The 26,459-nt window shown below is 70.4% G+C and carries 25 protein-coding genes; 13 read left to right on the top strand and 12 right to left on the bottom strand.

The features are described 5' to 3' along the window. Positions 1–74 precede the first annotated feature (74 nt). From HND91_RS19345 to HND91_RS19335, 3 genes are all read left to right on the top strand, one after another. Positions 75–1,451: a protein kinase domain-containing protein gene (locus HND91_RS19345; protein WP_181708247.1), complete on the top strand. Its 1,377-nt coding sequence runs from the start codon at positions 75–77 to the stop codon at positions 1,449–1,451. A gap of 91 nt (positions 1,452–1,542) precedes the next feature. Next, positions 1,543–3,150: an adenylate/guanylate cyclase domain-containing protein gene (locus HND91_RS19340; protein WP_181708246.1), complete on the top strand. Its 1,608-nt coding sequence runs from the start codon at positions 1,543–1,545 to the stop codon at positions 3,148–3,150. A 325-nt stretch (positions 3,151–3,475) separates the two neighbouring features. Then, on the top strand, positions 3,476–3,865 hold the full coding sequence (locus tag HND91_RS19335; RefSeq protein WP_181708245.1) for a hypothetical protein: 390 nt from the start codon (positions 3,476–3,478) through the stop codon (positions 3,863–3,865). Positions 3,866–4,189: 324 nt separating this feature from the next. Here HND91_RS19335 and HND91_RS19330 read toward each other — a convergent pair whose 3' ends face one another. Continuing rightward, entirely contained in the window at positions 4,190–4,507 is a 318-nt protein-coding gene (locus tag HND91_RS19330) for a hypothetical protein (protein WP_181708244.1), read from the bottom strand. Between the two features lie 324 nt (positions 4,508–4,831). Between HND91_RS19330 and HND91_RS19325 the strand changes: the two genes are divergently transcribed. Further along, entirely contained in the window at positions 4,832–5,041 is a 210-nt protein-coding gene (locus tag HND91_RS19325) for a hypothetical protein (protein ID WP_181708243.1), read from the top strand. 101 nt (positions 5,042–5,142) lie between these two features. Here the strand turns inward: HND91_RS19325 and HND91_RS19320 are convergent, their stop codons facing one another. Beyond that, the gene (locus HND91_RS19320; RefSeq protein ID WP_181708242.1) at positions 5,143–5,682 is read right to left on the bottom strand and encodes a YciE/YciF ferroxidase family protein; all 540 of its coding nucleotides are present in this window, start codon (positions 5,680–5,682) and stop codon (positions 5,143–5,145) included. Between the two features lie 239 nt (positions 5,683–5,921). Between HND91_RS19320 and HND91_RS19315 the strand changes: the two genes are divergently transcribed. From HND91_RS19315 to bfr, 4 genes are all read left to right on the top strand, one after another. Continuing rightward, positions 5,922–8,159 carry an EAL domain-containing protein gene (locus tag HND91_RS19315; protein ID WP_181708241.1) on the top strand — a complete coding sequence of 746 codons (2,238 nt, stop codon included), beginning with the start codon at positions 5,922–5,924 and terminating at the stop codon, positions 8,157–8,159. Positions 8,160–8,357: 198 nt separating this feature from the next. Beyond that, positions 8,358–8,519, top strand: coding sequence for a DUF3563 domain-containing protein (locus HND91_RS19310; RefSeq protein WP_181708240.1), 162 nt, complete (start codon positions 8,358–8,360; stop codon positions 8,517–8,519). 200 nt (positions 8,520–8,719) lie between these two features. Further along, the gene (locus HND91_RS19305; protein WP_181708239.1) at positions 8,720–9,013 is read left to right on the top strand and encodes a (2Fe-2S)-binding protein; all 294 of its coding nucleotides are present in this window, start codon (positions 8,720–8,722) and stop codon (positions 9,011–9,013) included. Between the two features lie 109 nt (positions 9,014–9,122). After that, the gene (bfr, locus tag HND91_RS19300; RefSeq protein WP_181708238.1) at positions 9,123–9,608 is read left to right on the top strand and encodes a bacterioferritin; all 486 of its coding nucleotides are present in this window, start codon (positions 9,123–9,125) and stop codon (positions 9,606–9,608) included. 104 nt (positions 9,609–9,712) lie between these two features. Here the strand turns inward: bfr and HND91_RS19295 are convergent, their stop codons facing one another. Continuing rightward, positions 9,713–10,081 carry a hypothetical protein gene (locus tag HND91_RS19295; protein WP_181708237.1) on the bottom strand — a complete coding sequence of 123 codons (369 nt, stop codon included), beginning with the start codon at positions 10,079–10,081 and terminating at the stop codon, positions 9,713–9,715. A 169-nt stretch (positions 10,082–10,250) separates the two neighbouring features. Between HND91_RS19295 and HND91_RS19290 the strand changes: the two genes are divergently transcribed. From HND91_RS19290 to HND91_RS19280, 3 genes are all read left to right on the top strand, one after another. Beyond that, positions 10,251–11,198 carry a tyrosine recombinase XerC gene (locus HND91_RS19290; RefSeq protein WP_425485495.1) on the top strand — a complete coding sequence of 316 codons (948 nt, stop codon included), beginning with the start codon at positions 10,251–10,253 and terminating at the stop codon, positions 11,196–11,198. Between the two features lie 124 nt (positions 11,199–11,322). Then, positions 11,323–12,252: a DMT family transporter gene (locus HND91_RS19285; RefSeq protein ID WP_181708236.1), complete on the top strand. Its 930-nt coding sequence runs from the start codon at positions 11,323–11,325 to the stop codon at positions 12,250–12,252. Positions 12,253–12,352: 100 nt separating this feature from the next. Next, entirely contained in the window at positions 12,353–12,580 is a 228-nt protein-coding gene (locus HND91_RS19280; RefSeq protein WP_181708235.1) for a hypothetical protein, read from the top strand. Between the two features lie 110 nt (positions 12,581–12,690). Here the strand turns inward: HND91_RS19280 and lpdA are convergent, their stop codons facing one another. The 8 genes from lpdA to HND91_RS19240 all read right to left on the bottom strand — a co-directional run bounded on the left by lpdA (position 12,691) and on the right by HND91_RS19240 (position 24,084). Then, positions 12,691–14,097 carry a dihydrolipoyl dehydrogenase gene (lpdA, locus tag HND91_RS19275; RefSeq protein WP_181708234.1) on the bottom strand — a complete coding sequence of 469 codons (1,407 nt, stop codon included), beginning with the start codon at positions 14,095–14,097 and terminating at the stop codon, positions 12,691–12,693. A 100-nt stretch (positions 14,098–14,197) separates the two neighbouring features. Next, a complete protein-coding gene (odhB, locus tag HND91_RS19270) occupies positions 14,198–15,421 on the bottom strand; it encodes a 2-oxoglutarate dehydrogenase complex dihydrolipoyllysine-residue succinyltransferase (RefSeq protein WP_181708233.1) in 1,224 nt (407 codons plus the stop codon). Between the two features lie 82 nt (positions 15,422–15,503). Beyond that, on the bottom strand, positions 15,504–18,485 hold the full coding sequence (locus tag HND91_RS19265) for a 2-oxoglutarate dehydrogenase E1 component (RefSeq protein ID WP_181708232.1): 2,982 nt from the start codon (positions 18,483–18,485) through the stop codon (positions 15,504–15,506). 164 nt (positions 18,486–18,649) lie between these two features. Further along, positions 18,650–19,549, bottom strand: coding sequence for a succinate--CoA ligase subunit alpha (sucD, locus tag HND91_RS19260; protein WP_181708231.1), 900 nt, complete (start codon positions 19,547–19,549; stop codon positions 18,650–18,652). Further along, positions 19,549–20,748, bottom strand: a complete 1,200-nt coding sequence (sucC, locus tag HND91_RS19255) for an ADP-forming succinate--CoA ligase subunit beta (protein ID WP_181708230.1) — start codon at positions 20,746–20,748, stop codon at positions 19,549–19,551. The genes sucD and sucC overlap by 1 nt, the downstream gene beginning before the upstream one ends. A 77-nt stretch (positions 20,749–20,825) precedes the next feature. Next, positions 20,826–21,791: a malate dehydrogenase gene (gene mdh / locus HND91_RS19250; protein ID WP_181708229.1), complete on the bottom strand. Its 966-nt coding sequence runs from the start codon at positions 21,789–21,791 to the stop codon at positions 20,826–20,828. 420 nt (positions 21,792–22,211) lie between these two features. Continuing rightward, the gene (zapE, locus tag HND91_RS19245) at positions 22,212–23,327 is read right to left on the bottom strand and encodes a cell division protein ZapE (RefSeq protein ID WP_181708264.1); all 1,116 of its coding nucleotides are present in this window, start codon (positions 23,325–23,327) and stop codon (positions 22,212–22,214) included. A gap of 217 nt (positions 23,328–23,544) precedes the next feature. Next, positions 23,545–24,084, bottom strand: coding sequence for a protease inhibitor Inh/omp19 family protein (locus HND91_RS19240; RefSeq protein ID WP_181708228.1), 540 nt, complete (start codon positions 24,082–24,084; stop codon positions 23,545–23,547). 252 nt (positions 24,085–24,336) lie between these two features. Here HND91_RS19240 and HND91_RS19235 point away from each other — a divergent pair, with 252 nt between their 5' ends. Both HND91_RS19235 and msrA read left to right on the top strand, forming a co-directional pair. Next, a complete protein-coding gene (locus HND91_RS19235) occupies positions 24,337–24,648 on the top strand; it encodes a hypothetical protein (RefSeq protein ID WP_210272799.1) in 312 nt (103 codons plus the stop codon). Positions 24,649–24,663: 15 nt separating this feature from the next. Then, entirely contained in the window at positions 24,664–25,326 is a 663-nt protein-coding gene (gene msrA / locus HND91_RS19230) for a peptide-methionine (S)-S-oxide reductase MsrA (protein WP_181708227.1), read from the top strand. Positions 25,327–25,398: 72 nt separating this feature from the next. On the opposite strand, the gene mbfA is transcribed toward msrA, so the two are convergent. Then, positions 25,399–26,370, bottom strand: coding sequence for an iron exporter MbfA (gene mbfA / locus HND91_RS19225; RefSeq protein ID WP_181708226.1), 972 nt, complete (start codon positions 26,368–26,370; stop codon positions 25,399–25,401). Between the last annotated feature and the right edge of the window lie 89 nt (positions 26,371–26,459).

Genomic DNA, 26,459 nt, shown 5'->3' with positions numbered 1-26,459 from the left:
GGGGAAGGGTCGTGATGGGTGCGGGCGGGGAGAGGCGAGGGGCAGGGGGCGCTCCTCCATCCGGTGCCGAGGCGGTGCCGGCGCGGGTCGGCAAGTACCGGATCGATCATGTGATCGGTCGCGGCGCGATCGGCGTCGTCTACAAGGGCTACGACGAGCACATCGACCGGCCGCTCGCCATCAAGACACTCCGGCCGGAATTCCTCGCCGAGATCAACGAGAACGGCGACCTGCTGCGCCGGTTCGCCGTGGAGGCCCGGTCCGCCGGCCGCTGCCTCCACCCGAACATCGTCACCGTGTTCGATTTCGTGGAGCACGACGGCGCGCCCTACATCGTGATGGAATATGTCAACGCCGGCACGCTCGACAACGTGCTGAAGCGGGGCGCTTTGCCGCCGGTCCGGCAGGTGGGCGAGATCATGGCCCAGCTCCTGTTCGCCCTCGGCTACGCCCATTCGAAGGGCGTCATTCACCGCGACGTGAAGCCGGCCAACATCCTCTGCCCGTCCGCCTCCTCCATCAAGGTGTCGGACTTCGGGGTCGCCCACCTGGACGCCCTCGACCTCACCCGGCCCGGCTACGGCGGCCCGGTCGGCACGCCCAACTACATGGCGCCGGAGCGCTTCCTCGGCCGGCCCGCCGACGCCCGGTCGGACCTCTTCTCCGCCGGCATCATCCTGTTCCAGCTCCTCACCGGAGCCAAGCCGTACGTGGCGGCGGATCTCGCCGAACTGGTGCGCCTGCTCATGGAGACGGCGCCCCCGTCCCTGCGCTCGGTCCGGCCGGACCTCTGGCCGGAGCTCGACGCGGTGGTCCAGAAGGCGCTCGCCCGCAATCCGGAGGACCGCTTCCCGACCGCGGACCACTTCATCGACGCCCTCAACATCGCCATCGAGTCCCGGCCGGCCGACAATGTGATGCCGCTCGACCTCACGGCCCTCTCCCACCAGCCCGCCCGGGAGGGCGCCGGAACCACGCGCCCGGGCCTCAACCAGACCATGGCGGAGGTGCTCGCCCCCGACACCATCGACGCGCTCTCCAAGACGCTCGCCCGCTGGCTCGGCCCGATCGCCCGGCTGCTGGTCCGGCAGGCGTCCGAGAAGGCCACGGACATCGACACCTTCGTGGGCCTCCTCAACGAGCACATCCGCACGGAAACCGACGCGGTCGCCTTCCGGGCCGCCGCCGGCCGCGTGCTCCAGGCGACCCCCGTCATGGCCGGCGGCCTGCCCGCCGTGGCGGCCATCTCCCAGGCGGAGATCACCGCCGTCACCGCCCGCCTCCTGCCGGTCATCGGGCCGGTCGCCTCCGTGCTCGTCAACCGGCAGGCCGAGAAGGCGGTCGGCCGGGACGACTTCTACCGTCGCCTTGCCGAGTTCATCCCCAGCGAGCAAGATAGGGCGGCGTTTCTGGCATCGCGCGCCCAGCCGGGCGACCGGGGCCAGGGCTGAACGGCCGGTTTGAGCAGTGGATCCGATGGACCATGCGCCGCCATCCACCGGGGGGCAGGGCAGCTCGCGGCGTCGCCGTCTGCGGGCCGTGATGGCGGCCGACGTGGCGAATTTCGGCGGCCTCGTCTCGGTCGACGAGACGAGCACGCTGGAGGCCCTCTGGGTCACCCGCCGCATCGCCCGGGAGGAGCTCGCCATCCACGGCGGCTGGCTGTTCGGCCTGCCGGGAGACGGCATCTTCGCCCTCTTCGAAAGCGCGGTCGACGCGGTGCGCTGCGCGCTCGAAACCCAGGCGCGCCTCGCGGCGGCGCCGGGGCTCGACGCTCTGCGGCTGCGCGTCGGCGTCCATCTCGGCGAGGTCCTGTTCCAGGACGACCTGCCCTTCGGCGAGGCTCTCGTCATCGCGTCGCGCCTGGAAAGCCTGGCCGATCCGGGCGGCATCCTGGTCTCGGCCGCCGTCATGGAGGCGGTCGCGCCGCGGATCAGCGCCGACTTCACCGAGCGCGGCGTCGTCGGCCTGAAGCACAGCCCGCGCCGGGTCGCCATCTTCAGCGTGTCGACGCCCCGCCCGGGCACGCGCCTCGATCTCGCCGGCAGCCCGCTCGACGTCACCATGGCGCCGGCCCGGCGCGCCGACGTCCACGGCCCGACCGACACGGACGCCGATCCCGACCCCGGCCGATCCGGCGCCGCCGGGTTCGCGGGCCGCGAGCACGCCGGCCCCGGGAGCGCCGCGACGGGCGACGCCCCGCTCCCGCCGGCCTCGGGCCTCGACCCGATCCCGGCGCCGTCGCCCGAGCCGCCACCCGACCCGATGCGCGAGCCCTGGCCGCGTCCTCCCCCGGAGACCGTCAAAGCCGCGGAAGCGCTGTCGTCCGCGGCGGCAACCGCCGTTCCGCAGGCGGTCCCGCGTCCCGAGCCGGCTTTCCGTCCGGCGGAGATGATCCCTCCGGAGGCGGTCGCATCTGTGCCGGCGCCGTCCCAGCCGCGCGCGGTTCCGCCTCCGCCGGCTTTTCCTCCCCAGTCGGCTCCACCATCCGCGCCGGCGTCCGGTCCCGTGATCCCATCGTGGCCTCAGCCGTCGTCTCCGTCCGGCCCCGGTCCGCGTCCCGAAGCGCCGCCGCCGGCCGAAGCCGCGCACCATTTTCCTGCCGCGATCGACGCCGCCGCCGCCCCGACCCACTCGGGCGGACCGGACGGCCCGCCGCCGCTCGCGCTGCCGCCCGCCGCCCCGCTCGTCCTCCTGCCCGCGAGCGGATCCGCCGCCGTCCTGCCCGCTCCGGTCGATCCGGCCACGATCCCGGCCGCCATTCCGGCGGCGATCCCAACCGGCGGCCCGGCGGCGACGCCGGCCGCCGGCCCGGCCGTCGTATCCCTCCCGGAAGCGACCCCGCTGGTCGTTCCGGACCACCCGCCGCCGCCGCACGCCCTCCAGGCGGACGAGACGCTCGAGGCGACCGCCCCGATCGATCTCGCCCGCGCCGCCTTCGTGCTGCCTGACGACGTGGTGGACGATCTCGTCCAGGCGCTCACCGTCCACATCGGGCCGGTCGCCCGGATGCTGGTGGAGCGGCAGTCCCGCCGGATCGTGGACCCGCTGGACCTCGTGGAATCGCTCGCGCTCGAAATCCCGGCCGCGGTCGAGCGGCTGCAGTTCCTCGCCCGCGCCCGCCGCGCCGTGCGGCGCGTCCGCCACTGACGGCCGCTTCCGTGACCTCCGTCACGGTCCCGCCCGGCCCGGCGCGCTAGGACCGGTCGACCCGCCCTCCGGCCGGACCCTTCCGGCCGGACCGGTGCGCGGAAACGAGAAAGGGCCGAGCACCATGGCACGCTTTTCAAGATCCGGTTTCGACGACGACGACCGTCCCGGTCGGTCGTCCGGAGATGACGCCGGCTTTGGCCGCGCCGGCATCCGTCAGAACGACGATCGCCCGGACGCGGGGCCGGGCCGCTTCGGCCTGGAGATCGGGGCGCCCCGCCCGGACGATGCTCCCGGGCCCGGTACTCAGACGCCAGACACCCCGATGCCCGATGTCCCCAGGGACTCCGGCCCGGCGGAGCCCGCCGCGCCGGCCGCGCCGTCCGCCGCCGCCGCCGGTCTGCCACCCGCGGACGACCTCGGCTGGGGCCCCGCCGCCTGGGAGGACGCCGGCGGCTTCCTGTCCATCCTCGGGGGCGGCGGACTGGGCGACGGCGGCGATCCGGGCGAGGGCGAGACGCCCCCGCCGGTGGTGAATCTCTTCATCGACACGCTCGACATCGACATCTTCAACGTGATCCAGAACACCCTGATCCAGAACACGTCCGTCATCTTCGACGCCGCGAACGGCGGCTCGATCCTGGTCGGCGGCGACGTCTCGGCGCTCGGAAGCCAGACCGCCCTCGCCGGCGACGGCGGCCTCGGCCCGTTCTGAGGCGGACGGCCCGACCGCTCCGCCATCCGCACCTGTCCCCGCCCCGCGGCCTACCCGGGCCGCGGGCATTTGCGCGTCCGCGGACCGGGGGACGACAGGACCGGGGAGACCCTCCGGCGCCCGTCTTTCCTCCCGCCCCCCTCTTTGTCGTCGGCGACGAAAAGAAACGCCCTCCCGGGGAGGGGAGGGCGGAGGCGGTCTGGAAGGGAGGACAAGGGGAGGAGGCGTCGAAAAGGGGGATAAGACAATGTCTCCGCGGGACGGGGCGGGAGGCGGGGAGAGCGAGGGAGCGCCGCAAGTCCCGGCGACGCTCCCGGCCCAGGCTCAGAGGCCGAGCAAGCCCTCGGTGTCGCCGACAGTCTGGGTCGCGGCGGCAATCACGTCGCCCCCTATGTCGTTGAAAGCGCCGTTTCCGACCACGACATTCGCCGTGTTGACGCCGATGTTGATGTCGATGTCGCCGACGAGGGGGCCGCCGAAGAAGCCGGCGAGATCGAGGCCCTGGTCGCCGACGTCCTGGTCGGCGAGCGCCATCACGGTGCCGCCGATGTCGTTGCCGATACCGTTGCCGGCATAGACGTCCGCGCTGTTGTAGCCCTGGTTGAGGTCGGTGCCGAAAGAGGAGCGCCAGTCTTCGAACATGATAAGTCTCCGTCAGGTCAGTGTTGAGGGTTGGTCCGCGTCGCCGATGTCTTGGTTCGTCCGGCGATGGGTCAACACTGCCTGCGATCGGCCCCGGGTTCTGTGAGCGTCGTCACATGGGAATTGCGGTCCGCTGCGGTTCGTCCGGTCGCGTCCCCGATCGTGACCGCCGTCACGATCGCCCCGCCCGAACCGCCGTCCCCTGCCGTTCGGCCGGTCGATCGTGACCGCCGTCACAGCCGCTCCGCCCGCGCGCGGCGACAGTGGATCCATCGCCGGCGGCACACTCCATCCCCACCCCGCCGGCCCCCGCGAGGTGATCCCATGTTCGTCGAAATCGCCTTTACTTTCTGTCTTCTGACCGCCCCCGCCGACTGCCGCGTCGAGACCCAGCCGTTCGATGGCCCCATGATGGCCTGCGCGCTCCTCGGCCAGCAGGCCGCCCGAGACTGGCTGGAAAGCCACCCGAAATGGCGCATGACCAAATGGCGCTGCGGCGTCCGCGACCCGATCCGGACCGCCACCGCCACTTGACCATCCGGCGCGCCGCCCGGCGCCTGGACCTGCAAGAAAAGCGGCCGCCGCCCCAAGGGCGACGGCCGTTCTTCCGTGTCGATCGAGACCGGCCGGGCCGGTCACTTCCCGCGGGAGCCGCCGGACGCGCGCTTGCCCTCTTCGCCGCCGCCCTCGCCGAGAGCGTTGATCTTGCCGGCGATCTGGGTCAGCAACTCGTCGGTCTTCTTCTCCTCCTGGAGCGTCTCGTCCAGCAGTCTGGCGGCGTCGTCCATTCCGAGCTGGGCGGCCCAGGTCTTCAGGGTGCCGTAGCGGGCGATCTCATAGTGTTCGATCGCCTGCGCGGCGCCGATGAGCACGGCGTCGGCGGCCGGAGACCCTTCGAAGTCTTCCAGGTCCTCCTGCATCTCCGCCGTCAGGCCCTGCATGGCTTCGCAGGTCTTGGACCGGGACGCCTTGCCGATGATCTCGAACACCCGCTCCAGCCGCTCCACCTGGCCCTGGCTCTCGTCGGCGTGGGTCTGGAACGCCGCCTTCAGGTCTTCCGACTGGGCGGACTTGGCGGACTTCTTCAGATTGCGGACCGAATTCTTCTCCGCGTAGTAGACATCCTTCAGGGTTTCATAGAAGGCGTCTTCCAAAGTCTTGGTCTTGGCTGCCATGGTGATCCTCCTTGCGAAAGCCCCGAGTCAACCGCAGCTTCCTCGGATCGTTCCACAGGGATCTTCTGCGGCGCTCCGGGCTCCCCGCGCGCCGGCGCGCCAGACCGAGGGCCCGATTGCGAGAGGCGAGCCGGTGAGGGCGGTAAAACCCTAAGTTCTGTATTCATCATATTTTTAGCCGGGCGCGCTTCCGTCTTCCTCGGCGTCGCCGATCCGGCGGCGCGGCGGAGACTGGTTTCATGGGGCTGACGCCGCCTGAGGAGGAGCAGCGCCTTGCGGGCGCAAGGGCGACCGGGCTCCTGGACGGTCCGCCGTCGGCGTCGCTCGACGCTTTGGTCCGGGTTGTCCGCGCGGCCTTCCGGGTGCCGGTCGCGTTCGTCAGCCTCGCCGAGGGAGATCGGCTCCGACTGGCGGCCCGGTGCGGGATCGCGCTGCCGTTCCTGTCGCGCGAACACGCCTTCTGCTCCCGCACCCTGACCGGACATGCGCCGGTCGTGGTGGAGGACGTCCGCGCCGACCCGCGGTTTCGCGCGCTCGCGGCGACCGCCGGCGCGGACGATTTCCGGTTCTACGCCGGCATTCCGCTGAACGCCGGCGGCGGCGTCCCGATCGGCACCCTCTGCATCCTCGACCACCGGCCTCGCCGGCTCGGCCCCGCCGATCTCGGCCGTCTGGAGGCCTACGGCGCCGTCGCGGTCGGGCTTCTGGAAGGGCACCGCCTCGCCAAGGACGCCGCCCGGCTCGCCGCCGAAGCCTCGGTCCAGCAGGCCCGGTTCGCGGCTCAGAGCCGCGATCTGGAGCGGCGGGAGCGGCAGTTCCGCCAGACCGAGACCCTGGCGCGCCTCGGCGGCTGGGAATACGACCCCGCCGCGGATCTCCTGACCTGGTCGGACGAGATCTACCGGATTTGCGACATGCCGGTCGGCATCCCGGTCGACCTCGAGCTTGCCTGCAGCTTCTACGATCGCGGCCATCGGGAGCGGCTCGTCGACCGGCTTCGGACGGCCATCCGGCACGGCACCACCTTCGACGAGGAGTTCGAGATCCACACCCGCGCGGGCACCCGCAAATGGGTGCGGCTCGTGGGCGAGGCGGAATGGGGCGAGGACGGTCCCGTGAGACTGTTCGGCACCTTCCAGGACATCACCGAGCGCCATCTGGCCGAGGCCCGCCTCTGGGCGGCCGCCAACCAGGACACGCTGACCGGCCTTGCCAACCGGTTCCGGTTCGAGAGCCTGCTCAAGGACCTGACCGGTGGCGAGGGCGCCGGTCTCCTGATGATGGACGTGGATCACCTGAAGGCGGTGAACGACAGCCTCGGCCACGCGGCGGGCGACGCGCTGATCGGCACGGTGGCGGCCCGCCTCGCCCTGGCGGTCGGCGACGCCGGCGTTCCGGCGCGGCTCGGCGGCGACGAGTTCGCGGTCCTGGTGCCCGGACGGGCGAGCGATCCGGATCTTCACCACCTGGCCGCGCGCATCCTCGCCGCCATGAGCCCGGCGCTGGAGTTCGCCGGCCACAGCCTTCGCGCCCAGGTGTCGATCGGCGGCGCGGTCGCCGGTCCCGGCTCTTCCATCGAGGCGCTGCGGCAGAACGCGGATTTCGCCCTCTACCACGCGAAGGAAAGCGTCCGGGGCGGCTACGTGGGTTATCGACCGGACCTGCGCACCCGCATCGCCCGGCGCATGACCGAGGTGCGCCGGCTGGACGAAGCCCTGTCCGACCAGCGCGTCGTCACCTGGTACAGGCCGGTCGCGGCTCTCCCGGACGGTCGCATCGCCGGCCTTTCGGCGGAGGCCCGGATCCTCGCCCCGGAGGGCAGCGAGCGCGTCGCCGACCTCGTCGACGGCCTGAAGGACTGCCGGAACGCGATCCGCGTCACGGATCACCTGCTCTCATCCGTCACGGCCGACCTCGCCGCCTGGGACCGGGCCGGCGGCGGACCCGCCCGCGTGAGCCTCGCCGTGTCCCGGGCGGACCTCGGGCACGGCACTCTGGAGGAGCGCTTGGTAGCCGCCTGCGCGGCCGCCGGCGTCACGCCGGACCGGCTGGTCATCGACGTGGACGACGCCCATGTGCGCGCCGAGGAGGATCCCGCGATCGAGGCCACGCTCCAGAGGATCAGGGCCCTCGGCGCGCGGGTCGCGATCGCCGGGTTCGGCGCCAGCCCGCGGGGCCTGGAGCGCCTGGTGTCGTGTCCGGTGGACATCCTGAAGCTCGATGCGGGCCTCGTCGCCGGCGCGCGCGGGGTCCGGTCGGCCATGGTGCTGACCACCCTTGTGGACCTGGCGCACCGCCTCGGTCTCCAGGTGGTCGCCTGCGGCATCGACGAGGGCGACCTAGCGGCGGTCGCCGCGACGACGGGCTGCGATCTGGCGGAAGGCGACCACGTCGGCCAGCCGTCTCCGGCGGCCGAGCTCTCAGTCGAAGGTCCGCGCCGCTCGCCTGCCGAGAGCCGGTCGGCGCGCAGCGCGTGACGCACCGCCGCCGTCAGCATCCGGCGCACGGCGCGCGAGGTCGTGGCCACCACCCAGGTATGCGTTAAAGTGGTGTTAAGGTCCGGATCTGCTGGATGGTATGTATTACGCGCATTGCTGCGATGCAGCAAAACGGTCTGCACGGGGGCGCCTCGTCGGCTTATCTTGACGACATCACCGTGCAGAAAGGCAAAAGCCATGTTTGGACCCGTCAAAAAGGCGCAGCGCGCCTGGACCCGCTTCGTGACCTTCGACCCGGAACGGGCCTATCTCGACGAAGCGATCGACCGACTGGACCTGGAGCGCCGCCAGCGGGAGATCGACGGCGGCCTGTTCCGCCGTCGGACGAGCTTCTACTGACCGCACCAGACCCGAGCCCGGCGGATCCGCACCAATCCCGATCCGGTGCCCGGATCCTCCCGGGCCGCTTGACGCCCGAAAAGTGGCGGACCATACTCAAGTTCAAATCTTCCCCGGAGCCTTGACCTTCGGACTGAGGACTTGAGCATGACGCCTTTCGACAGCTGCACCCGGTCGCCCACGCGCGACGGAGGCGCCGCATGATTGTCTGCCACTGCAACGTCATCACGCTCGCGGACATCCACAGCGTGGTGGACGAGCTTTTCGACGCCGACCCCTGGCGGGTGATCACCCCCGGCCTCGTCTACATGACGCTCGGCAAGCGCGGCCGATGCTGCGGCTGCTTTCCGAACGCGGTCCGCGTGATCGAGGACCGCGTGGCGAGCCGCCGGACAGCCGGCGACCTGCCGGCGCGGTCGCCCTCGCGCGAACCGGCCGAAGCGCCCGGCGTCCCGGCCACCGCAACCGTGATCAAGCTTCGGCGGAGCGCCTGACGCTTCTTTCGACTTTGGCGCGGACCGTCGGGCGGTTTGCCGGTTGCGCCTGCCCGACACACTGTTTAGGCTCCCGGCCATCTACAAGCGATCTTGCCGGGAGAGCTAGATGAAGGGCAGTGCCAAGGTCCTCGAGCGACTGAACGAAGCATTGTTTCTGGAGCTGGGCGCGGTCAACCAGTATTGGCTGCATTATCGTCTTCTGGAGGATTGGGGCTACGCCAAGCTCGCCAAGAAGGAGCGCGCGGAGTCGATCGAGGAGATGCACCACGCCGACCGGCTGGTGGCGCGCATCATCTTCCTGGAAGGCCACCCGAATCTGCAGACCCTGGCGCCGCTGCGCATCGGCCAGACCCTCCGGGAGGTGCTCGAAGCCGATCTCGCCGGCGAGTACGACGCCCGGACGTCCTACAAGATCTCCCGCGACGTGTGCCACAGCGAAGGCGACTACGTCTCCATGAACATCTTCGAGGAGCTCCTGAAGGACGAGGAGGGCCACATCGACTTCCTGGAAACGCAGATCGCTCTTCTCGACAAGCTGGGCGAAGAGCGCTACGGCCTCCTCAACGCCGAGAACGCGAACGAGTCCGAGTGAGCGTCCAGTGAGAACGGCCCCACCGTCCCTTGACGGCGGGGCCGTTCTCGTCCGGACGGATCGGCGCGGCGGGCGAGCCGATCGGCCGACGGGGGCTGGATCCGTCAGCGCCGGACGAGCCGGCATTCGTCGACCCGCACGCGGACGACCTTGTCCACCCGGCCGTAGCGGTCGTAGGACTTCCGCACCTTCCAGACCGGCTCGCAGATCTCCACGAACCGGTCGCGGTGCCGCTTCCAGCGGCGGTCCCGGTGCGGCCGGTCCCAACGGGGGCGGTCGTCGCGCCAGTCCCGGTCTCTCCAGTCCCGATCGTCCCAGCGCCGGTCGTCCCAGCCGCGGTCCTGCCAGTTGCGGTGGTCCACGGTGATGACGAGCGACGCCTCGCCGGCCGACGCGGGGGACGGGATCGCCGTTGCGAGCACCGCGCCCGCAAGGGCGCCGGCGATCAGGCGGAGGCGGAACGAGTTGATCATGGCATGCATCCTCGATCGTCAGGCTGCCGTCGCGGGCGGAACGCCCCTCGCGGCTTCATGACACCGGTTGTAGCGGGCCGGCCCTGAACCGGCCCTGAGACCGCCGTTCAGCCATCGTTCAGCATTCCGGGCGACCCTCGGTACAGGGCTCGAGCCTGGCAGGGATCCCGTGACCGACGACACTCTCCTCCTCATCATGGCGCCGGACCTGGCCGCCGCCGTCGCGGGCTGGACCGCCGCGCTCGGCCAGATCCGGCGCATGTCGCCGAAGACCGTGGAAGCCTATGGCCGGGACGTGGAGCAGTTCGTCCGCTTCCTCACCCGCCATCTGGGCGGGCCACCCACGATCGCCGACCTGAACGGCCTCAGACCTGCGGACTTCCGGGCGTTCCTGGCCGCCCGCCGGCGCGACGGCGTCTCAACCGCCACCCTGGCGCGCGGGCTCGCGGGCGTGCGGTCGCTGATCCGCCACATGGAGCGGAACGGGCAGGCCTCCAGCGCTGCCGTCTCGGCGGTGAGGACGCCGAAGACGCCCCGCCGCCTGCCGAAGCCGCTCGGGATCGAGGACGCCCTCGCGGTGGTCGATCCGGACCGCCAGCTGGCCGAGGAGCCCTGGATCGCGGCCCGCGACGCGGCCGTGCTCGGCCTCCTCTACGGGGCGGGCCTGCGCGTCTCCGAGGCGCTCTCGCTCACCCCGGCCGACCTGCCGCCCCTGGAGGGCGGTCCGATGCGGGTGGTCGGCAAGGGCGGCAAGACCCGGATGGTGCCGATGCTGGCGCCGGTGAGGGCCATGATCGCCACCTACCTGGCGCTTTCGCCCTTCCGGCCCGGGCCGGACGAGCCGCTCTTCCGCGGCGCCAAGGGCGGGCCCTTGCGGCCCCGGCTCGTGCAGCTGTCCATGCAGCGCCTGCGCGGCGCCCTCGGCCTGCCGGAGACGGCCACCCCGCATGCCCTCAGGCACTCGTTCGCCACCCATCTGCTCGGCGCCGGCGGCGACCTCAGGACGATCCAGGATCTCCTCGGCCACGCCAATCTCGGCACCACCCAGATGTATACGGCGGTCGACCAGTCCCGCCTCGTGGCCGCCTGGGAAAAGGCGCACCCGCGCGCCGGATGAACACGCGAGTCGCGCCGCCGCGCCGCCCGTTGCGGCGACCGGCGGGCGCATGCTACCCACGACCGCCCGAACCGCCGGCCATGCCCGCCCCGCCGCGCGACCCCCTCCGGCCGATAAGGCCAGCATGACGCTCTCGTCCGCCTCCTCCGAACCGCGGCGTCCCGCCGTGTCCCTCCTCGGCTTCGCCCTCGCGTCGTCGAGCGCGATGCTCTTCTCCACCAAGGGCATCTTCATCAAGCTCGGCTATGCGGAAGGGCTCGACGCGATCACGCTCCTTGCGCTGCGGATGCTCTTCTCCGTGCCGGTCTTCCTGGCGGTCGGCCTCTGGGTCGCCGCCCGGTCCGGCGGGTCGCGCCCCTCCATGGCCGATCTCGGGGCGGCGGCCGCGGTCGGCATGCTCGGCTACTGGCTTGCGAGCTACACCGACTTCGTCGGCCTGGAGACCCTGTCGCCCCAGTTCGAGCGGCTGATCCTCTTCACCTATCCGCTGTTCGTGGTCCTTTTCGGCGCGGCCGTCTTCGGCCAGCCGGTCCGACCGATCGCGCTCGTCGCCTTCGGGGTGAGCTACGTCGGCCTCGCGCTCATCTTCGTGAAGGACTACGCGGCCGCCGGGTCGGCGATCGCGGTCGGGACGGCCTGGGTGCTGGTCTCGGCCATCGCCTTCGCGCTCTACCAGCTTCTCGCCAAGCCGCTGATCCGCCGCATGGGCGCGCCGCTCTTCACCTCCGTCGCCATGACGGCGGCGAGTGCCGGCCTTCTCGTCCAGTTCGCCGCGACCCGCCCGGTGGAGGCCCTGATGGTCTCCGGCCCGAGCCTCTGGATCGCGCTCGGCCTCGCGGTCGGCGGCACGGTGCTTCCCGCCTATCTTCTCAGCGCCTCGCTGTCGCGGATCTCGGCGCAGGCGAACGCGGTGATCAGCACCTTGAGCCCCGTCGCGACCCTCGCGCTCGCGGTCGCCATCCTGGGCGAGACGGTGACGCCGGTCGACCAAGCCGGCACCGCCCTCGTCCTCGGCGGGATCGGCCTCTTCACCCTCCTGGAGCGGCGGGCCTGAGGGGCGATCACGAAAACCTGTGTTCGACGATCGGCCCGACCGCTGCTAGCCTCCGTGCCGGGCGGGGGAGCGCCCAAGAGGCAAACGAGGAGATCGTTCGATGACGAAGCTGTTCGTGACCACAGGCGCCGTGCTGGCCCTGTCCACCGGGCTTGCCGCGGCCGAGTGCATGAAGTCCCAGATGACGATGGCGTCCACCGTGCCGGCCGAGTCGGTGCAGGTCGCCACCCTGCAGAAGCCGCTGGTGCCGCCGACCGCCACCGCGGCGACGCCCGCGACGACGATCGCTCCGGCCGCCGACGCCACGGCCGAGACCGCCCGCCAGTAAGGCGAGCGGCGAAAAGCCGAAAGCCCGGATCGCTCCGGGCTTTCCTCCTGTCGCCTGCGGCCGGTGGCCGGCGTGGGGCGGGTTGCCCCCGGGGCGCCCGGCGCCACCGGTCAGATGTGGATCGGGCGCTTGTCCACCGCGAGCGCGGCTTCCTTCACGGCCTCCGACATGGTCGGGTGGGCGTGGCAGGTGCGGGCGAGGTCCTCGGACGAGCCGCCGAACTCCATCAGCACCGCCGCCTCGTGGATGAGGTCGCCGGCGCCGGCGCCGACGATGTGGACCCCGAGCACCCGGTCGGTCTTGGCGTCCGCCAGCACCTTCACGAAGCCGTCCGTGTGGAGCGTCGCCTTGGCGCGGCCGTTCGCCGTGAACGGGAACTTGCCGGAGCGGTACTCGATGCCGGCCGCCTTCAGCTCCTCCTCGGTCTGGCCCACCGCCGCCACCTCCGGCATGGTGTAGACCACGCCCGGGATGACGCCGTAGTTCACGTGCCCGTGCTGGCCGGCCAGGATCTCGGCGAGGGCGACGCCCTCGTCCTCGGCCTTGTGGGCGAGCATGGGGCCGACGATCACGTCCCCGATGGCGTAAATGCCTTCGACGTTGGTCCTGTAGCGGCTGTCGGTCACCACGCGGCCGCGGTTGTCCCGTTCCACGCCAACCTCGTCGAGGCCGAGGCCGTCCGTGTAGGCGCGACGGCCGACGGCCACCAGCACCACGTCGGCCGCCAGCGTCTCGGCGGCGCCGCCCGCCGCCGGCTCGTAGGTCACCGTCACCGGGCCGTTGCCGGCCGGCGCGACGCTGGTCACCTTCTGGCCGAGCTTGAACGCGAAGCCCTGCTTCTCCAGCATGCGCTGGAACTGCTTGGCGACCTCGCCGTCCATGCCCGGCAGGATGCGGTCCAGATATTCGAGCACGGTCACCTTGGCGCCGAGCCGGGCCCAGACCGAGCCGAGCTCCAGGCCGATCACGCCGGCGCCGATCACCACCAGGTGGTCCGGCACGGCCTCCAGCGCGATGGCGCCCGTGGAGGAGACCACCGACTTCTCGTCGATCTCGATGCCCGGCAGCGTCGCCACGTCCGACCCGGTGGCGATGACGATCGCCCTGGTCTCCAGCACCTTGGCCCCGGAACCGTCGTTCAGGGTCACTTCCACCTTGCCGGGGGCGAGGATGCGGCCGGCGCCGAGGAAGGGCTCGATCTTGTTCTTCTTGAGGAGGTAGTCGATGCCCTGGACGTTCGACTTCACCGTCGTGTCCTTGTGGGCCATCATGGCCGGCAGGTCGAGCTTCGGCGTGCCGACGTCGATGCCGAGCTTCTTGAAGCCGTTCGCGGCCTCCTCGAACAGTTCGGAGGCGTGCAGCAGCGCCTTCGACGGGATGCAGCCCACGTTGAGGCAGGTGCCCCCATGGGTGCCGCGCTTCTCAACCACGGCCACCTTCAGGCCCAGCTGGGCCGCCCGGATGGCGCACACGTAGCCGCCGGGGCCGGTTCCGATGACGATCAGGTCGTAGGACATGGGGGATCGATACCCTTTTCGATGTTCGGTTCAACCGGCGAGGCGGACCGCGCCGGCCGGCGACCGACGGGGGCGCCGGCCGCGTGCCCTCGGGCCTTTTTCAGAGATCCAGCACGAGGCGCTGGGGATCCTCCAGGCTCTCCTTGACGCGGACCAGGAAGGTCACCGCTTCCTTGCCGTCCACGATGCGGTGGTCGTAGGAGAGCGCCAGGTACATCATCGGCCGGATCTCGATCTTGCCGCCGACGACCATCGGCCGCTCCTGGATCTTGTGCATGCCGAGAATGCCCGACTGCGGAGCGTTCAGGATCGGCGTCGACATGAGCGAGCCGTAGACGCCGCCGTTGGTGATCGTGAAGGTGCCGCCCTGCATCTCCTCGATCTTCAGCTGGCCGTCGCGGGCGCGCTTGCCGTAGCCCGCGATGGTCTTCTCGATGCCGGCGAGCGACATCTGGTCGGCGTCGCGGACCACCGGCACCACGAGGCCCTTGTCGGTGCCGACCGCGATGCCGACGTGGTAGTAGTTCTTGTAGATGATGTCCTGGCCGTCGATCTCGGCATTGACCGCCGGCAGCTCCTTCAGCGCCTGGATGCAGGCCTTCACGAAGAAGCCCATGAAGCCGAGCTTGGTGCCGTGCTTCTTCTCGAACAGGTCCTTGTAGGCGTTGCGCAGCGCCATCACGTTCGTCATGTCGACCTCGTTGAAGGTCGTCAGCATGGCGGCGGTGTTCTGCGCGTCCTTGAGGCGCCGGGCGATCGTCTGGCGCAGCTTGGTCATCTTCACCCGCTCCTCGCGGGCAGCGTCGTCGGCGACGGAGGCCGGGCGCGGCGCCTGCACGGGCGCCGGGGCGGGAGCCTTGGCGGCCGCGCCGCCCGACATGGCGGCGAGCACGTCCTCCTTCAGCACCTGGCCGCGCCGGCCGGAGCCCGCGTCGAGGTTGATGCCGCTGTCGGCCATCAGCTTGGCGGCGGAGGGCGCCGGCGGCATGGCGGAGGCGGGCGCGCTGGGCGCCGCAGCGGGAGCGGCGGGCGCCGGCTTGGGCGCGGCGGCCGGAGCGGGCGACGGCGCGGCGGCGGCGGCCCCGGAGCCTTCGCCGATCGACCCGAGCAGGGCGCCGACGCCCACGGTCTCGCCGTCCGCGACCAGGATTTCGGCGAGCACACCCGCGGCCGGCGCCGGGACCTCGATGGTGACCTTGTCGGTCTCCAGCTCCACGACCGGCTCGTCGGCCTTGACCGCCTCGCCAGCCTTCTTGAACCAGCGGCCGATCGTGGCCTCTGTCACGGACTCGCCGAGAGTCGGAACGCGGATCTCCGTCGCCATGGGGGTGCTCGTCTCTGTCGTTCGGATGGGAATGCAGGATGGGGGAGGGCGGGAGCCGCCGGGCGGGCGGCTCCCCGGGGGATCAGCCGAGCGCCTCCTCCAGGAAGGCGGCGAGCTGCGCGAGGTGCTTCGACATTAGGCCCGTGGCCGTGGCGGCGGACGGCGCGCGGCCGGCGTAGCGGGGCCGGGTGACCTTGGCGCCGATCTGCTTCAGCACCCATTCGATGTAGGGCTCGATGAAGGTCCAGGAGCCCATGTTCTTCGGCTCCTCCTGGCACCAGACGACCTCCGCCCCCTTGAAGCGCGACAGCTCGGCCACCAGCGCCTTCGCCGGGAACGGATAGAGCTGCTCGACGCGCAGGAGGTAGATGTCGTCGATGCCGCGCTTCTCGCGCTCCTCGAACAGGTCATAGTAGACCTTGCCGGTGCACAGCACCACGCGCCGGATCCTGGCGTCCTCCACCAGCTTCACCGTCGACGACGCCGGGTTCGACTGGGCGTCGTCCCACAGGAGCCGGTGGAAGGAGGTGTCCGCCCCCATCTCGTCCAGCCGCGACACCGCCCGCTTGTGACGGAGCAGCGACTTCGGCGTCATCAGGATCAGCGGCTTGCGGAAGTCGCGGGTCAGCTGCCGACGCAGGATGTGGAAGTAGTTGGACGGCGTCGTGCAGTTGGCGACCTGCATGTTGTCCTCGGCGCACATCTGGAGGAAGCGCTCCAGGCGGGCGGACGAGTGCTCGGGGCCCTGGCCTTCGTAGCCGTGCGGCAGCAGGCAGACGAGGCCGGACATGCGCAGCCACTTGCGCTCGCCGGCGGACAGGAACTGGTCGAACACCACCTGCGCGCCGTTGGCGAAGTCGCCGAACTGGGCCTCCCAGAGCGTCAGGGCGTTCGGCCGGGCCAGCGAGTAGCCGTACTCGAAGCCGAGCACCGCCTCCTCCGAGAGCATCGAGTTGATGACCTCGTAGCGGGCCTGGCCGGGCGCCAGGTTGGTGAGCGGGATGTAGCGCTCCTCGGTCTCCTGGTCGTAGAGCACGGAGTGGCGCTGGCTGAAGGTGCCGCGCTCCACGTCCTGCCCGGACAGGCGCACCTTGTGGCCGCCGATGAGCAGCGACCCGAAGGCCAGCGCCTCGGCGGTCGCCCAGTCGATGCCCTCGCCGGTCTCGATCGCCTTGGAGCGGGCGTCGAGGAAGCGCTGGATCGTCCGGTGCACCCGGAACCCTTCCGGCACCGCGCTCAGCTTGCGGCCGATCTCGCGCAGGGTTTCCAGGTTGACGCCGGACTGGCCGCGCCGCTGCTCGTCGAAGCTGTCCGCCACCTTGAGGCCGGACCACACGCCGTCCAGCCAGTCGGCCTTGTTCGGCTTGTAGCTCTGGCCGGCGTCGAACTCCACGTCGAGCCTCGCCCGCCAATCCGCCTTCATGGCCTCCACCTCCTCGGCGGTGACCACGCCCTCCTTGATCAGCGCGTCCGAATAGATCTGCAGCGTCGACGGATGGCTGCGGATCGTCCGGTACATGATCGGCTGCGTGAAGCCCGGCTCGTCGCCCTCGTTGTGGCCGAAGCGGCGGTAGCAGATCATGTCCACCACCACCGGCTTGTGGAACTTCTGCCGGAACTCGATCGCCACCTTGGCGGCGTAGGTGACCGCCTCCGGATCGTCGCCGTTCACGTGGAAGATCGGCGCCTCGATCATCTTGGCGACGTCGGACGGATAGGGCGACGACCGGGAGAAGTGCGGGTTGGTCGTGAAGCCGATCTGGTTGTTGATGATGAAGTGGATGGAGCCCGCGGTCCGGTGCCCGCGCAGGCCGGAAAGGCCGAAGCACTCGGCCACCACGCCCTGTCCGGCGAAGGCCGCGTCGCCGTGAAGGAGCAGCGGCAGCACCTTGGCGCGCTCACGCAGCGGGATGATGTCGCCTTCCCACACGGTGGCGAGCTGGTCCTGCTTGGCGCGCACCTTGCCGAGCACCACCGGATCGACGATCTCCAGGTGCGACGGGTTCGGTGTCAGCGACAGGTGCACCTTGTTGCCGTCGAACTCGCGGTCCGACGAGGCGCCGAGGTGGTACTTCACGTCGCCGGAGCCTTCCACGTCGTCGGGCGCGAAGGAGCCGCCCTTGAACTCGTGGAAGAGCGCCCGGTGGGGCTTGCCCATCACCTGGGTGAGCACGTTGAGGCGACCGCGGTGGGCCATGCCGACCACGATCTCGCGGACGCCCAGGTTGCCGCCGCGCTTGATGATCTGCTCCAGCGCCGGGATCAGCGCCTCGCCGCCGTCGAGGCCGAAGCGCTTGGTGCCGGTGTACTTGACGTCGATGAACTTCTCGAAGCCCTCGGCCTCGATCAGCTTGTTCAGGATGGCGCGCTTGCCTTCCTTGGTGAAGCTGATCTGCTTGTCCGGCCCCTCGATGCGCTCCTGGATCCAGGCCTTCTCGGCCGGGTCGGAGATGTGCATGAACTCCACGCCCATGGTGGAGCAATAGGTGCGCTGCAGGATGTCGACCATCTGGCGCGGCGTGGCGAACTCCAGGCCGAGCACGTTGTCGATGAAGATGCGCCGGTCCATGTCGGCTTCGGTGAAGCCGAAGGAGGCCGGGTGCAGCTCGTCCGGGTTGACCTTCTTGGCGAGGTTCAGCGGGTCCAGGTTGGCGTGCAGATGGCCGCGCATGCGGTAGGCGCGGATCATCATCAGGGCGCGCACGCTGTCGCGCGTCGCCTGCTGCACCTGCGCCTCGGTCAGCCCGGCGCCCTTCTCGGCCGACTTCTCCTTGATCCGGTCGCCGACCTTTTTCTGGACCTCGCCCCAGTTGCCGTCGAGCGCGGACACGAGCTCGCCGTTCGGCGAGATCGGCCAGTCTGGCCGCTTCCAGGGCGCGCCCTTGGCGTTCCTCTCCACGCTCTCCCGGCTCTCGCCGAGACCCTGGAAGAAGTCGCGCCACTCCGCGTCGACCGCGTTCGGGTCCGCCTCGTAGCGGGCGTAGAGATCCTCGATGTAGGCGGCGTTGCCGCCGTAGAGGAAGGACGTCAGCGCGAAGGCGTCGTTCTGGTCTTGCCGTGCCATGGCCGCTTCGGGGCTCTAAGCCCCGTCCTCGCTGTCAGGGGATGCGCCGCGGACCGCGGCGCTCGTCTGGATGGGTGGCCCGCCCCGACGATGGGGAAGGGCGGGCCGCCTCTAGATAGGCATGGGATCCCGTCCCGGAAGGGTCGGGGAGCCGGGCTCGCCGCTCAGCCCTTCAGCACCTCGACCAGCGTGGTGCCGAGGCGCGCCGGCGACGGCGACACGCGGATGCCCGCGGCCTCCATGGCGGCGATCTTGTCCTCCGCGCCGCCCTTGCCGCCGGAGATGATGGCGCCCGCATGGCCCATGCGGCGGCCCGGAGGCGCCGTGCGGCCGGCGATGAAGCCGACCATCGGCTTCTTGCGGCCGCGCTTGGCCTCGTCGGCGATGAACTGCGCGGCCTCCTCCTCGGCGGAGCCGCCGATCTCGCCGATCATGATGATCGAGTGGGTGGCGTCGTCGGCGAGGAACATCTCCAGGACGTCGATGAACTCGGTGCCCTTCACCGGGTCGCCGCCGATGCCGACCGCCGAGGTCTGGCCGAGGCCGGCCCGGGTGGTCTGGAACACCGCCTCGTAGGTCAGCGTGCCGGAGCGCGACACGATGCCGACGTTGCCCTTGGAGAAAATGTTGGCCGGCATGATGCCGATCTTCGATTCGCCCGCCGTCACGATGCCCGGGCAGTTCGGCCCGACGAGCCGGGTTTTCGAACCGGAGAGCGCCCGCTTCACCCGCACCATGTCGAGCACCGGAATGCCCTCGGTGATGCAGACCACGAGCGGGATCTCCGCCTCGATCGCCTCGCAGATCGAGTCCGCCGCGAACGGGGGCGGCACGTAGACGACGGACGCGTCGGCGCCGGTCGCCTCCTTGGCCTCCAGCACCGTGTCGTAGACCGGCAGCTCCTGGCCCGAGGCGGCGGTCCACTTGGAGCCGCCCTTTCCGGGCGTCACGCCGGCGATCATCCGGGTGCCGTAGGCGAGCGCCTGCTCGGTGTGGAAGGTGCCGGTCTTGCCGGTGATGCCTTGCGTGATGACCTTGGTGGACTTGTTGATGAGGACGGACATCAGCGCGCTCCCCGCACGGCGTTGACGATCTTCTGGGCCGCGTCGTCGAGGTCGTCGGCGGCGAGCACGTTGAGGCCGCTCCCGGCGATGATCTCCTTGCCGAGCTCCACGTTCGTGCCTTCCAGGCGCACCACAAGCGGGACCTGAAGGCCGACGGTCTTCACGGCGGCGAGCACGCCGCGCGCGATCACGTCGCACTTCATGATGCCGCCGAAGATGTTGACCAGGATGCCCTTCACGTTCGGATCGGCCGTGATGATCTTGAAGGCCGCGGTGACCTTCTCCTCCGAGGCGCCGCCGCCGACGTCCAGGAAGTTGGCCGGCTCCTCGCCGTAGAGCTTGATGATGTCGAGCGTCGCCATGGCGAGGCCGGCGCCGTTCACCATGCAGCCGATGGTGCCGTCGAGGGCGATGTAGGCGAGGTCGTACTTGGACGCCTCGATCTCCTTCTCGTCCTCCTCCGTGACGTCGCGGAGCTCCATCACGTCGGGATGGCGGTAGAGCGAGTTGGAATCGAAGTTCACCTTGCCGTCGAGGGCGATGATGTCGCCCGCCGGGGTGACGATCAGCGGGTTCACCTCCAGCATCGCCATGTCGGTGCCGACGAAGGCGTTGTAGAGCTTCTCCGCCACCGGGCCGATCTGCTTGGCCGCGGCGCCGGTCAGCTTCAGGGCCTTGGCGAGGGTGCGGCCGTGGTGCGGCATGAAGCCGGTGGCCGGGTCGATCGAGAAGGTGACGATCTTCTCCGGCGTGTCGTGGGCCACCTGCTCGATGTCCATGCCGCCCTCGGTGGACGCCACGAAGGCGACCCGGCTGGTGGCGCGGTCGACGAGGATCGACAGGTACAGCTCCTTCTCGATGTCGGAGCCGCTCTCGATGTACATCCGGTTCACCTGCTTGCCGGCCGGGCCGGTCTGCACGGTGACGAGGGTCTTGCCGAACATCTGCCGCACGAAGGCGGCGGCCTCCTCGGCGGACTTCGCCAGGCGCACGCCGCCCTTCTCGCCCGCGTCGGCTTCCTTGAACTTGCCCTTGCCGCGCCCGCCGGCGTGGATCTGGCTCTTCACGACCCAGAGCGGGCCGGGCAGGGACTTGGCGGCGGCTTCGGCCTCCTCGACGCTGAGCACGGCCACGCCCGGGTTCACCGGTACGCCGTACTGCTTGAAGATGGCCTTGGCCTGATATTCGTGGATGTTCATCCGGACGTCCTCGACGGTTGGGGACGGGTGGGGGACGACCCCCGACCGGCCCCCGGACCGGTCAGGGGCTGATGCCGTCAGCCGGCGAGCGCCGGAGCGATGGTCTTGCAGGCCGCCACGAGGCCCTGCACGGCGCCGACGGACTTCTCGAAAGCCGACTTCTCGTCGCCGTTGAGCTCGATCTCGATGACGCGCTCCACGCCGCCGGCGCCGATCACCACCGGGACGCCCACATAGGTGTCGGTGAGGCCGTATTCGCCGTTGAGGTGGGCGGCCACGGGCAGAACACGCTTCTTGTCCTTCAGGTAGCTCTCCGCCATGGCGATGGCCGAGGCGGCGGGCGCGTAGAAGGCCGAGCCGGTCTTCAGGAGGGCGACGATCTCGGCGCCGCCGTCGCGGGTGCGCTGCACGATCTGGTCGAGCTTCTCCTGGGAGGTCCAGCCGAGCTTCACGAGATCCGGCAGCGGAATGCCGGCCACGGTGGAATAGCGGGTCAGCGGCACCATGGTGTCGCCGTGGCCGCCGAGCACGAAGGCGGTCACGTCCTCCACCGACACCTTGAACTCCTCGGCGAGGAAGTGGCGGAAGCGCGCGCTGTCGAGCACGCCGGCCATGCCGACCACCTTGTTGGCCGGAAGGCCGGAGAACTTCTGCAGCGCCCACACCATAGCGTCGAGCGGGTTGGTGATGCAGATCACGAAGGCGTCCGGGGCATACTTGGCGATGCCCGCGCCGACCTGCTCCATGACGCCGAGATTGATGCCGAGGAGGTCGTCGCGGCTCATGCCCGGCTTGCGCGGCACGCCGGCGGTGACGATCACCACGTCGGCGCCCTCGATGGCCTCGTAGGTCTGGGTGCCGGAGAGCTTGGCGTCGAACCCGTCGACCGGCGAACTCTCCGCGATGTCGAGCGCCTTGCCCTGGGGCACGCCTTCCGCGATGTCGAAGAGGACCACGTCCCCGAGTTCCTTCAGGCCGACCAAGTGGGCGAGCGTGCCCCCGATCTGACCCGCACCGACGAGAGCGATCTTGTTTCGCGCCATGTTTCCTGGCCTTCCGTTTACGTAAAGGTCATGTAGGCCGACTTCAGCCACGAAGGCATTAACCCGCATCCTGCTGCGGTGCAAGGGCAACGAAAGGCGATCAGACGAAGAAATGAGACCCCGAGATCTTCCTTCACCATTGCGTGGTTCCCCAAGGGTAAAGGCGGTTCTACTGACGGTCCGGACGTCGAGCGTGCGGAAGATCGGCGACCGGATGGCGTCGGCGAGCGCCATCGCGCACCGCCGGCCGCGTGCGGCGCGGCGGGTCCGACGACCGGGATCTGGACTGTTTCGTGGCTCCGGCGCCTAGAGCGCTTTCCGACCTGACGGAATCGTCAGTTCGACAAGAAATCGCTCCAGATTCAATAAGCTGGAGCATCCTCTCGGCGATCAAGTCGTGCAACTTGATCGGAGAATGCCCTAGAGGCTCGCCTCGCGGGCGGAGCGGCGGGGCTCGGCCAGATAGGCCTCCGAGCGCATTTCCGTGAGGCGGGAGGCGGTGCGGTCGAACTCGAACGCTTCGGCGCCCTGGCGGGCATGATAGAGGCCGGACGGTTCCGCCGCCGCGGAGAGCGCGACCTTGATGCCCTCGTCGTAGAGGGTGTCGATCAGGGTGATGAAGCGCTTGGCCTCGTTCCGGCGCTCGTAGCTCATCACTGGCACGTCCTCCACCAGAACGGTCCCGAAGGCGGCGGCGATCGCCTGGTAGTCGACGGCGCCGAGCGGCTGCTCGCAGAGCTCCTCGAAGGTGAAGCGGGCGACGCCCGGGCCGGCCCGGCGCACCACCAGCTTGCGACCCTTCACCGAAAGGACCCGCCGCTCCTCCGCCGCCCCGGCGAGCAGGCGCGCCCACAGCCGGTCCATCGCGGCATCGGCCGCGCCGTCGAGCGGGGTGTGGTAGACGTCGGCGAAGTCCAGCGTCTCCAGCCGGTAGTCGACGGCCGCGTCCAGGCGCACCACTTCGCACCGGGTCTTCAGGAGCGCGATGAACGGCAGGAAGTGATCCCGGTTGATGCCGTCGTGGTAGAGCCGGTCCGGCACCACGTTGGAGGTCGCCACCAGAACGACGCCCCGGTCGAACAGCTTCGTGAACAGGCGGCCGAGAATCATGGCGTCCGCGATGTCCGTGACGGCGAATTCGTCAAAGCAGAGGAGTTGCACCTCCTCCACGAGACCGTCGGCGACCAGGTCCACCGGGTCCCGGTCCGTCCCGCGCGCCAGGGCCTGGCGGGCGGCGAACACCCGCTCGTGCACGTCGGCCATGAACACGTGGAAATGCTGCCGCCGCTTCTTCTCCACCGGCGCGATGGAGAAGAAGAGGTCCATCAGCATGGTCTTGCCGCGCCCGACGCTGCCCCAGACGTAGAGACCCCTCGGCGCGTCGGCGGCCTTGGTCTTGCGGCCGAACAGCCAGCCGAGGGCGCTCTTCTTGGAGGCCAGCCGCTCCTCCTGGAGCGACCGGTACAGGCGATCCAGATGGCGCGCGACGGCGCGCTGCGCCGGATCGGGCGTGATCTCGCCCTCGGTGACCTTCAGGTCGTAGAGCGCCAGGACGCCGGTGCCGAGCGGCCGGTCCGTGCCGTAGGTGTCGGGCGAGGCGGGGGTGGAGGGCAAGGGATCTCGGGCCGGCTGTTGGACGCGGGAGGGGCGGCCGGATGGCCTTCGCCGATGCGAAAGCTCTACCGTCCCCGCCCGGTTCCGCACAAGCGGATCGAAGGTCGCGTCCCCGGCCGGCTCCGGTCTGGTCCGGGCGTCAGCGGAAGAACTGGACGCCGCGCTTGGAGACCTCGGTCTGGCCGGAGAAGCGGGCGGGGGCCACCGCGGTGAGCCGGGCGACCGGCGAGCCGGACGCGTCCTTCAGCACCACGTCCCGGCCGGTCAGGTCCCAGGCGCCCACGGACTTCAACTCGTCCGACGCGCAACCGCGCGTGTTGGCCCGGTAGCCGCCGGACCAGGTGGTCAGGCTCATGAACAGCTGGCAGCTCTCGCCGCCGGAGGCGAGCGTCCAGCCGCCGTTGAGATCCGGACGGCGGACCTCGACGGCCGCGGCCGGCGCCGCCTGCGTGGCGGGCGCGGCGGCCAGGTCGGTGGGTGCGGCCGGCACGGCGTTCGGGTCGGTCGCCAGCGGCGCGCCGGCCATGGGCGGCGGCAGGATCTGCGACTGGACCGGGGCGGTGGGCGCCGCCGGAAGCGGAGCGGGACCGCGCGGCGCCGACGGACTGGTCAGGCTGTACCCCCCGCACCCGGCAAGGCCGAGCGTGACTGCGACGCTGACGATCGGGGTCCACCGCATGAGGCTCTGCTCCCTTGATTCGCACAAATTGGCAAGGACACTGCTTGTTGCGACCGGTAAACGCCCGATGCAAGGCGGAATTCCGGCGGACGCCCCGGTCCGCCGTCCGGTCACGACCTCATGACGACGGTTTGCATGGACACCGTGTCCTATCGGCCATAGTTCTTTCGCGCACCCTCTCGCCTGGACCGCGACGCGGGTCGCGAAACCCAGGCGCTCCGCCGCGCCGAACTTCAGCGGACCTCTTCCCACATGATCGCCTTTCTGATCCGCGGCCTCGGCGTACTCCTGTTCGCCGCCTCCTTCATCGCTCTCGTGGCCGACGGCATCCGGTCGCTCGCCGCGGACGCGGTGGTGCTGACGCCCCTCGGCCAGACGTGGTTCCAGCTGCATCCCGGCTCGCTCAATCTCCTGCAGGCGGTGGTGCAGCGCTATCTCCATCCCTACATATGGGATCCGATCCTCCTCACCGTGCTGCTCTGGCCGACCTTCGCGGTCGGCGGCGGTCTCGGCATCCTCCTGATGGTGCTCGGCCGCAAGCGCCGCCGCGCCCAGGCTTTCTGACGACGGAGACAGGCCATGTACCTTCTGAACATGCTCTCCAAGAAGCTCGCCGTCCCGAGCGCCGCCGAGGCCCTGCCGGGCCGCCCGACCGCGCTGCCGACAGCCGAGCGCCATTTCGTGAACGGCAACGCCCTCAAGGAGCCCTATCCGGACGGGCTGGAGGTCGCCTACTTCGGCCTCGGCTGCTTCTGGGGCGCGGAGCGGAAGTTCTGGCAGACGCCCGGCGTCTGGGTGACCGCCGTCGGCTACCAGGCCGGCCACACGCCGAACGCCACCTACGAGGAGGTCTGCACCGGGCTCACCGGCCACAACGAGGTGGTGAAGGTGGTGTTCGACCCGGCGAAGGTCTCCTACGAGGGCCTGCTCAAGGTGTTCTTCGAGGCGCACGACCCCACCCAGGGCATGCGCCAGGGCAACGACGTGGGCACCCAGTACCGCTCCGGCATCTACGTGACGTCCGAGGCCCAGCGCTCGGCCGCGGAGGCCGCGAAGGAGCGCTATGGCGCGGCCCTGAAGGCCGCCGGCCACAAGGACGTGACCACCGAGATCCTCGACGCCCCGGCCTTCTACTACGCGGAGGCCTATCACCAGCAGTATCTGGCCAAGAACCCGAACGGCTACTGCGGGCTCGGCGGCACCGGCGTCTCCTGCCCGGTGCCGACCGGCGTCACGGTCTGATCCCGCCGAGGTCCTGTTCGGACGACCACGGAGCGGCCGCCGGCCGCTCCGCCTTCGCGGGCCCCGTGGGTCTCACCCGTGTCCGATCAGGATACCGGTGAGGAAGACCAGGAAGCCGCCCACCACGATCTGGAAGGCGGCCCTCAGGAACGGCGTGTCCATATAGCGCCAGCGGATCCACGAGATCGCCCAGAGCTCCACGAACACGATCAGCACGGCGATCGCCGTCGCGGTCCAGAAGTCCGGGATCAGGTAGGGCAGGGCGTGGCCGAGCCCGCCGACGGCCGTCATGATGCCGGCGGAAAGGCCGCGGATCACCGGGCTGCCGCGCCCGGTCAGCGTGCCGTCGTCGGAGAGCGCCTCCGTGAGGCCCATGGAGATGCCGGCGCCCACGGCCGCCGCCGTGCCGACCAGGAAGGTCTCCCAGGTGTCGCCGGTCGCGAAGGCGGCCGCGAACACCGGGGCGAGCGTCGACACCGACCCGTCCATCAGCCCGGCGAGGCCCGGCTGGACCACCTGCAGCAGAAAGCGCCGCCGCTCGTCCGCGTCCTCCCGGCCGCGGGCGTCATCGGTCAGGTGGCTGAGGCCGAGCCGCCGGGCCATGGACACGTGGCTTCGCTCCGCGGCGGCGAGCTGGCCGAGCAGATCGCGCACCGACGCGTCCGAGGTCCGCGCGGCCGCCTTCAGGTAGAAATTGTGCGCCTCCGCCTCCATCGCCTCGGCTTCCCGCCTCACCCGGTCGAGCCCGAGCGGCCGCACCAGCCAGTAGGGCGAACGATCGTAGAAGCCGCGCACGTGCTCGCGGGTGACGAGCGGGATCGTCTCGCCGTGCCGGGCGCGGAAGGTCTGGATCAGCCGGCCGCGGTGCTCGTTCTCCTCCCGGGCCATGTCGTCGAAGACGGCGGCCGTCGCCGGATAGTCGGCCCTGAGGCCGTCCGCGTAGGAGGCGTAGATGCGCATGTCCTCCTCCTCGGCCGAGATGGCGAGCGCGAGGATTTCGCGCTCCGACAGGTCCGAGAAGGCGCGCCTGGACGTTCGAAACATGATGAGGCCGTCCTACAGATTGGAATGATTCCAATCTAGGTGGCGCCGGTTCGCCTGGCAAGCCGCTCCACCGGCGGTACCGGATCCGC

The organism is Chthonobacter rhizosphaerae (assembly GCF_013839525.1).
GTDB classification, from domain to species: domain Bacteria; phylum Pseudomonadota; class Alphaproteobacteria; order Rhizobiales; family Pleomorphomonadaceae; genus Chthonobacter; species Chthonobacter rhizosphaerae.
Note: the sequence above shows the minus strand (reverse complement) of the source record. Positions and strands in the feature narration are given on the sequence as shown.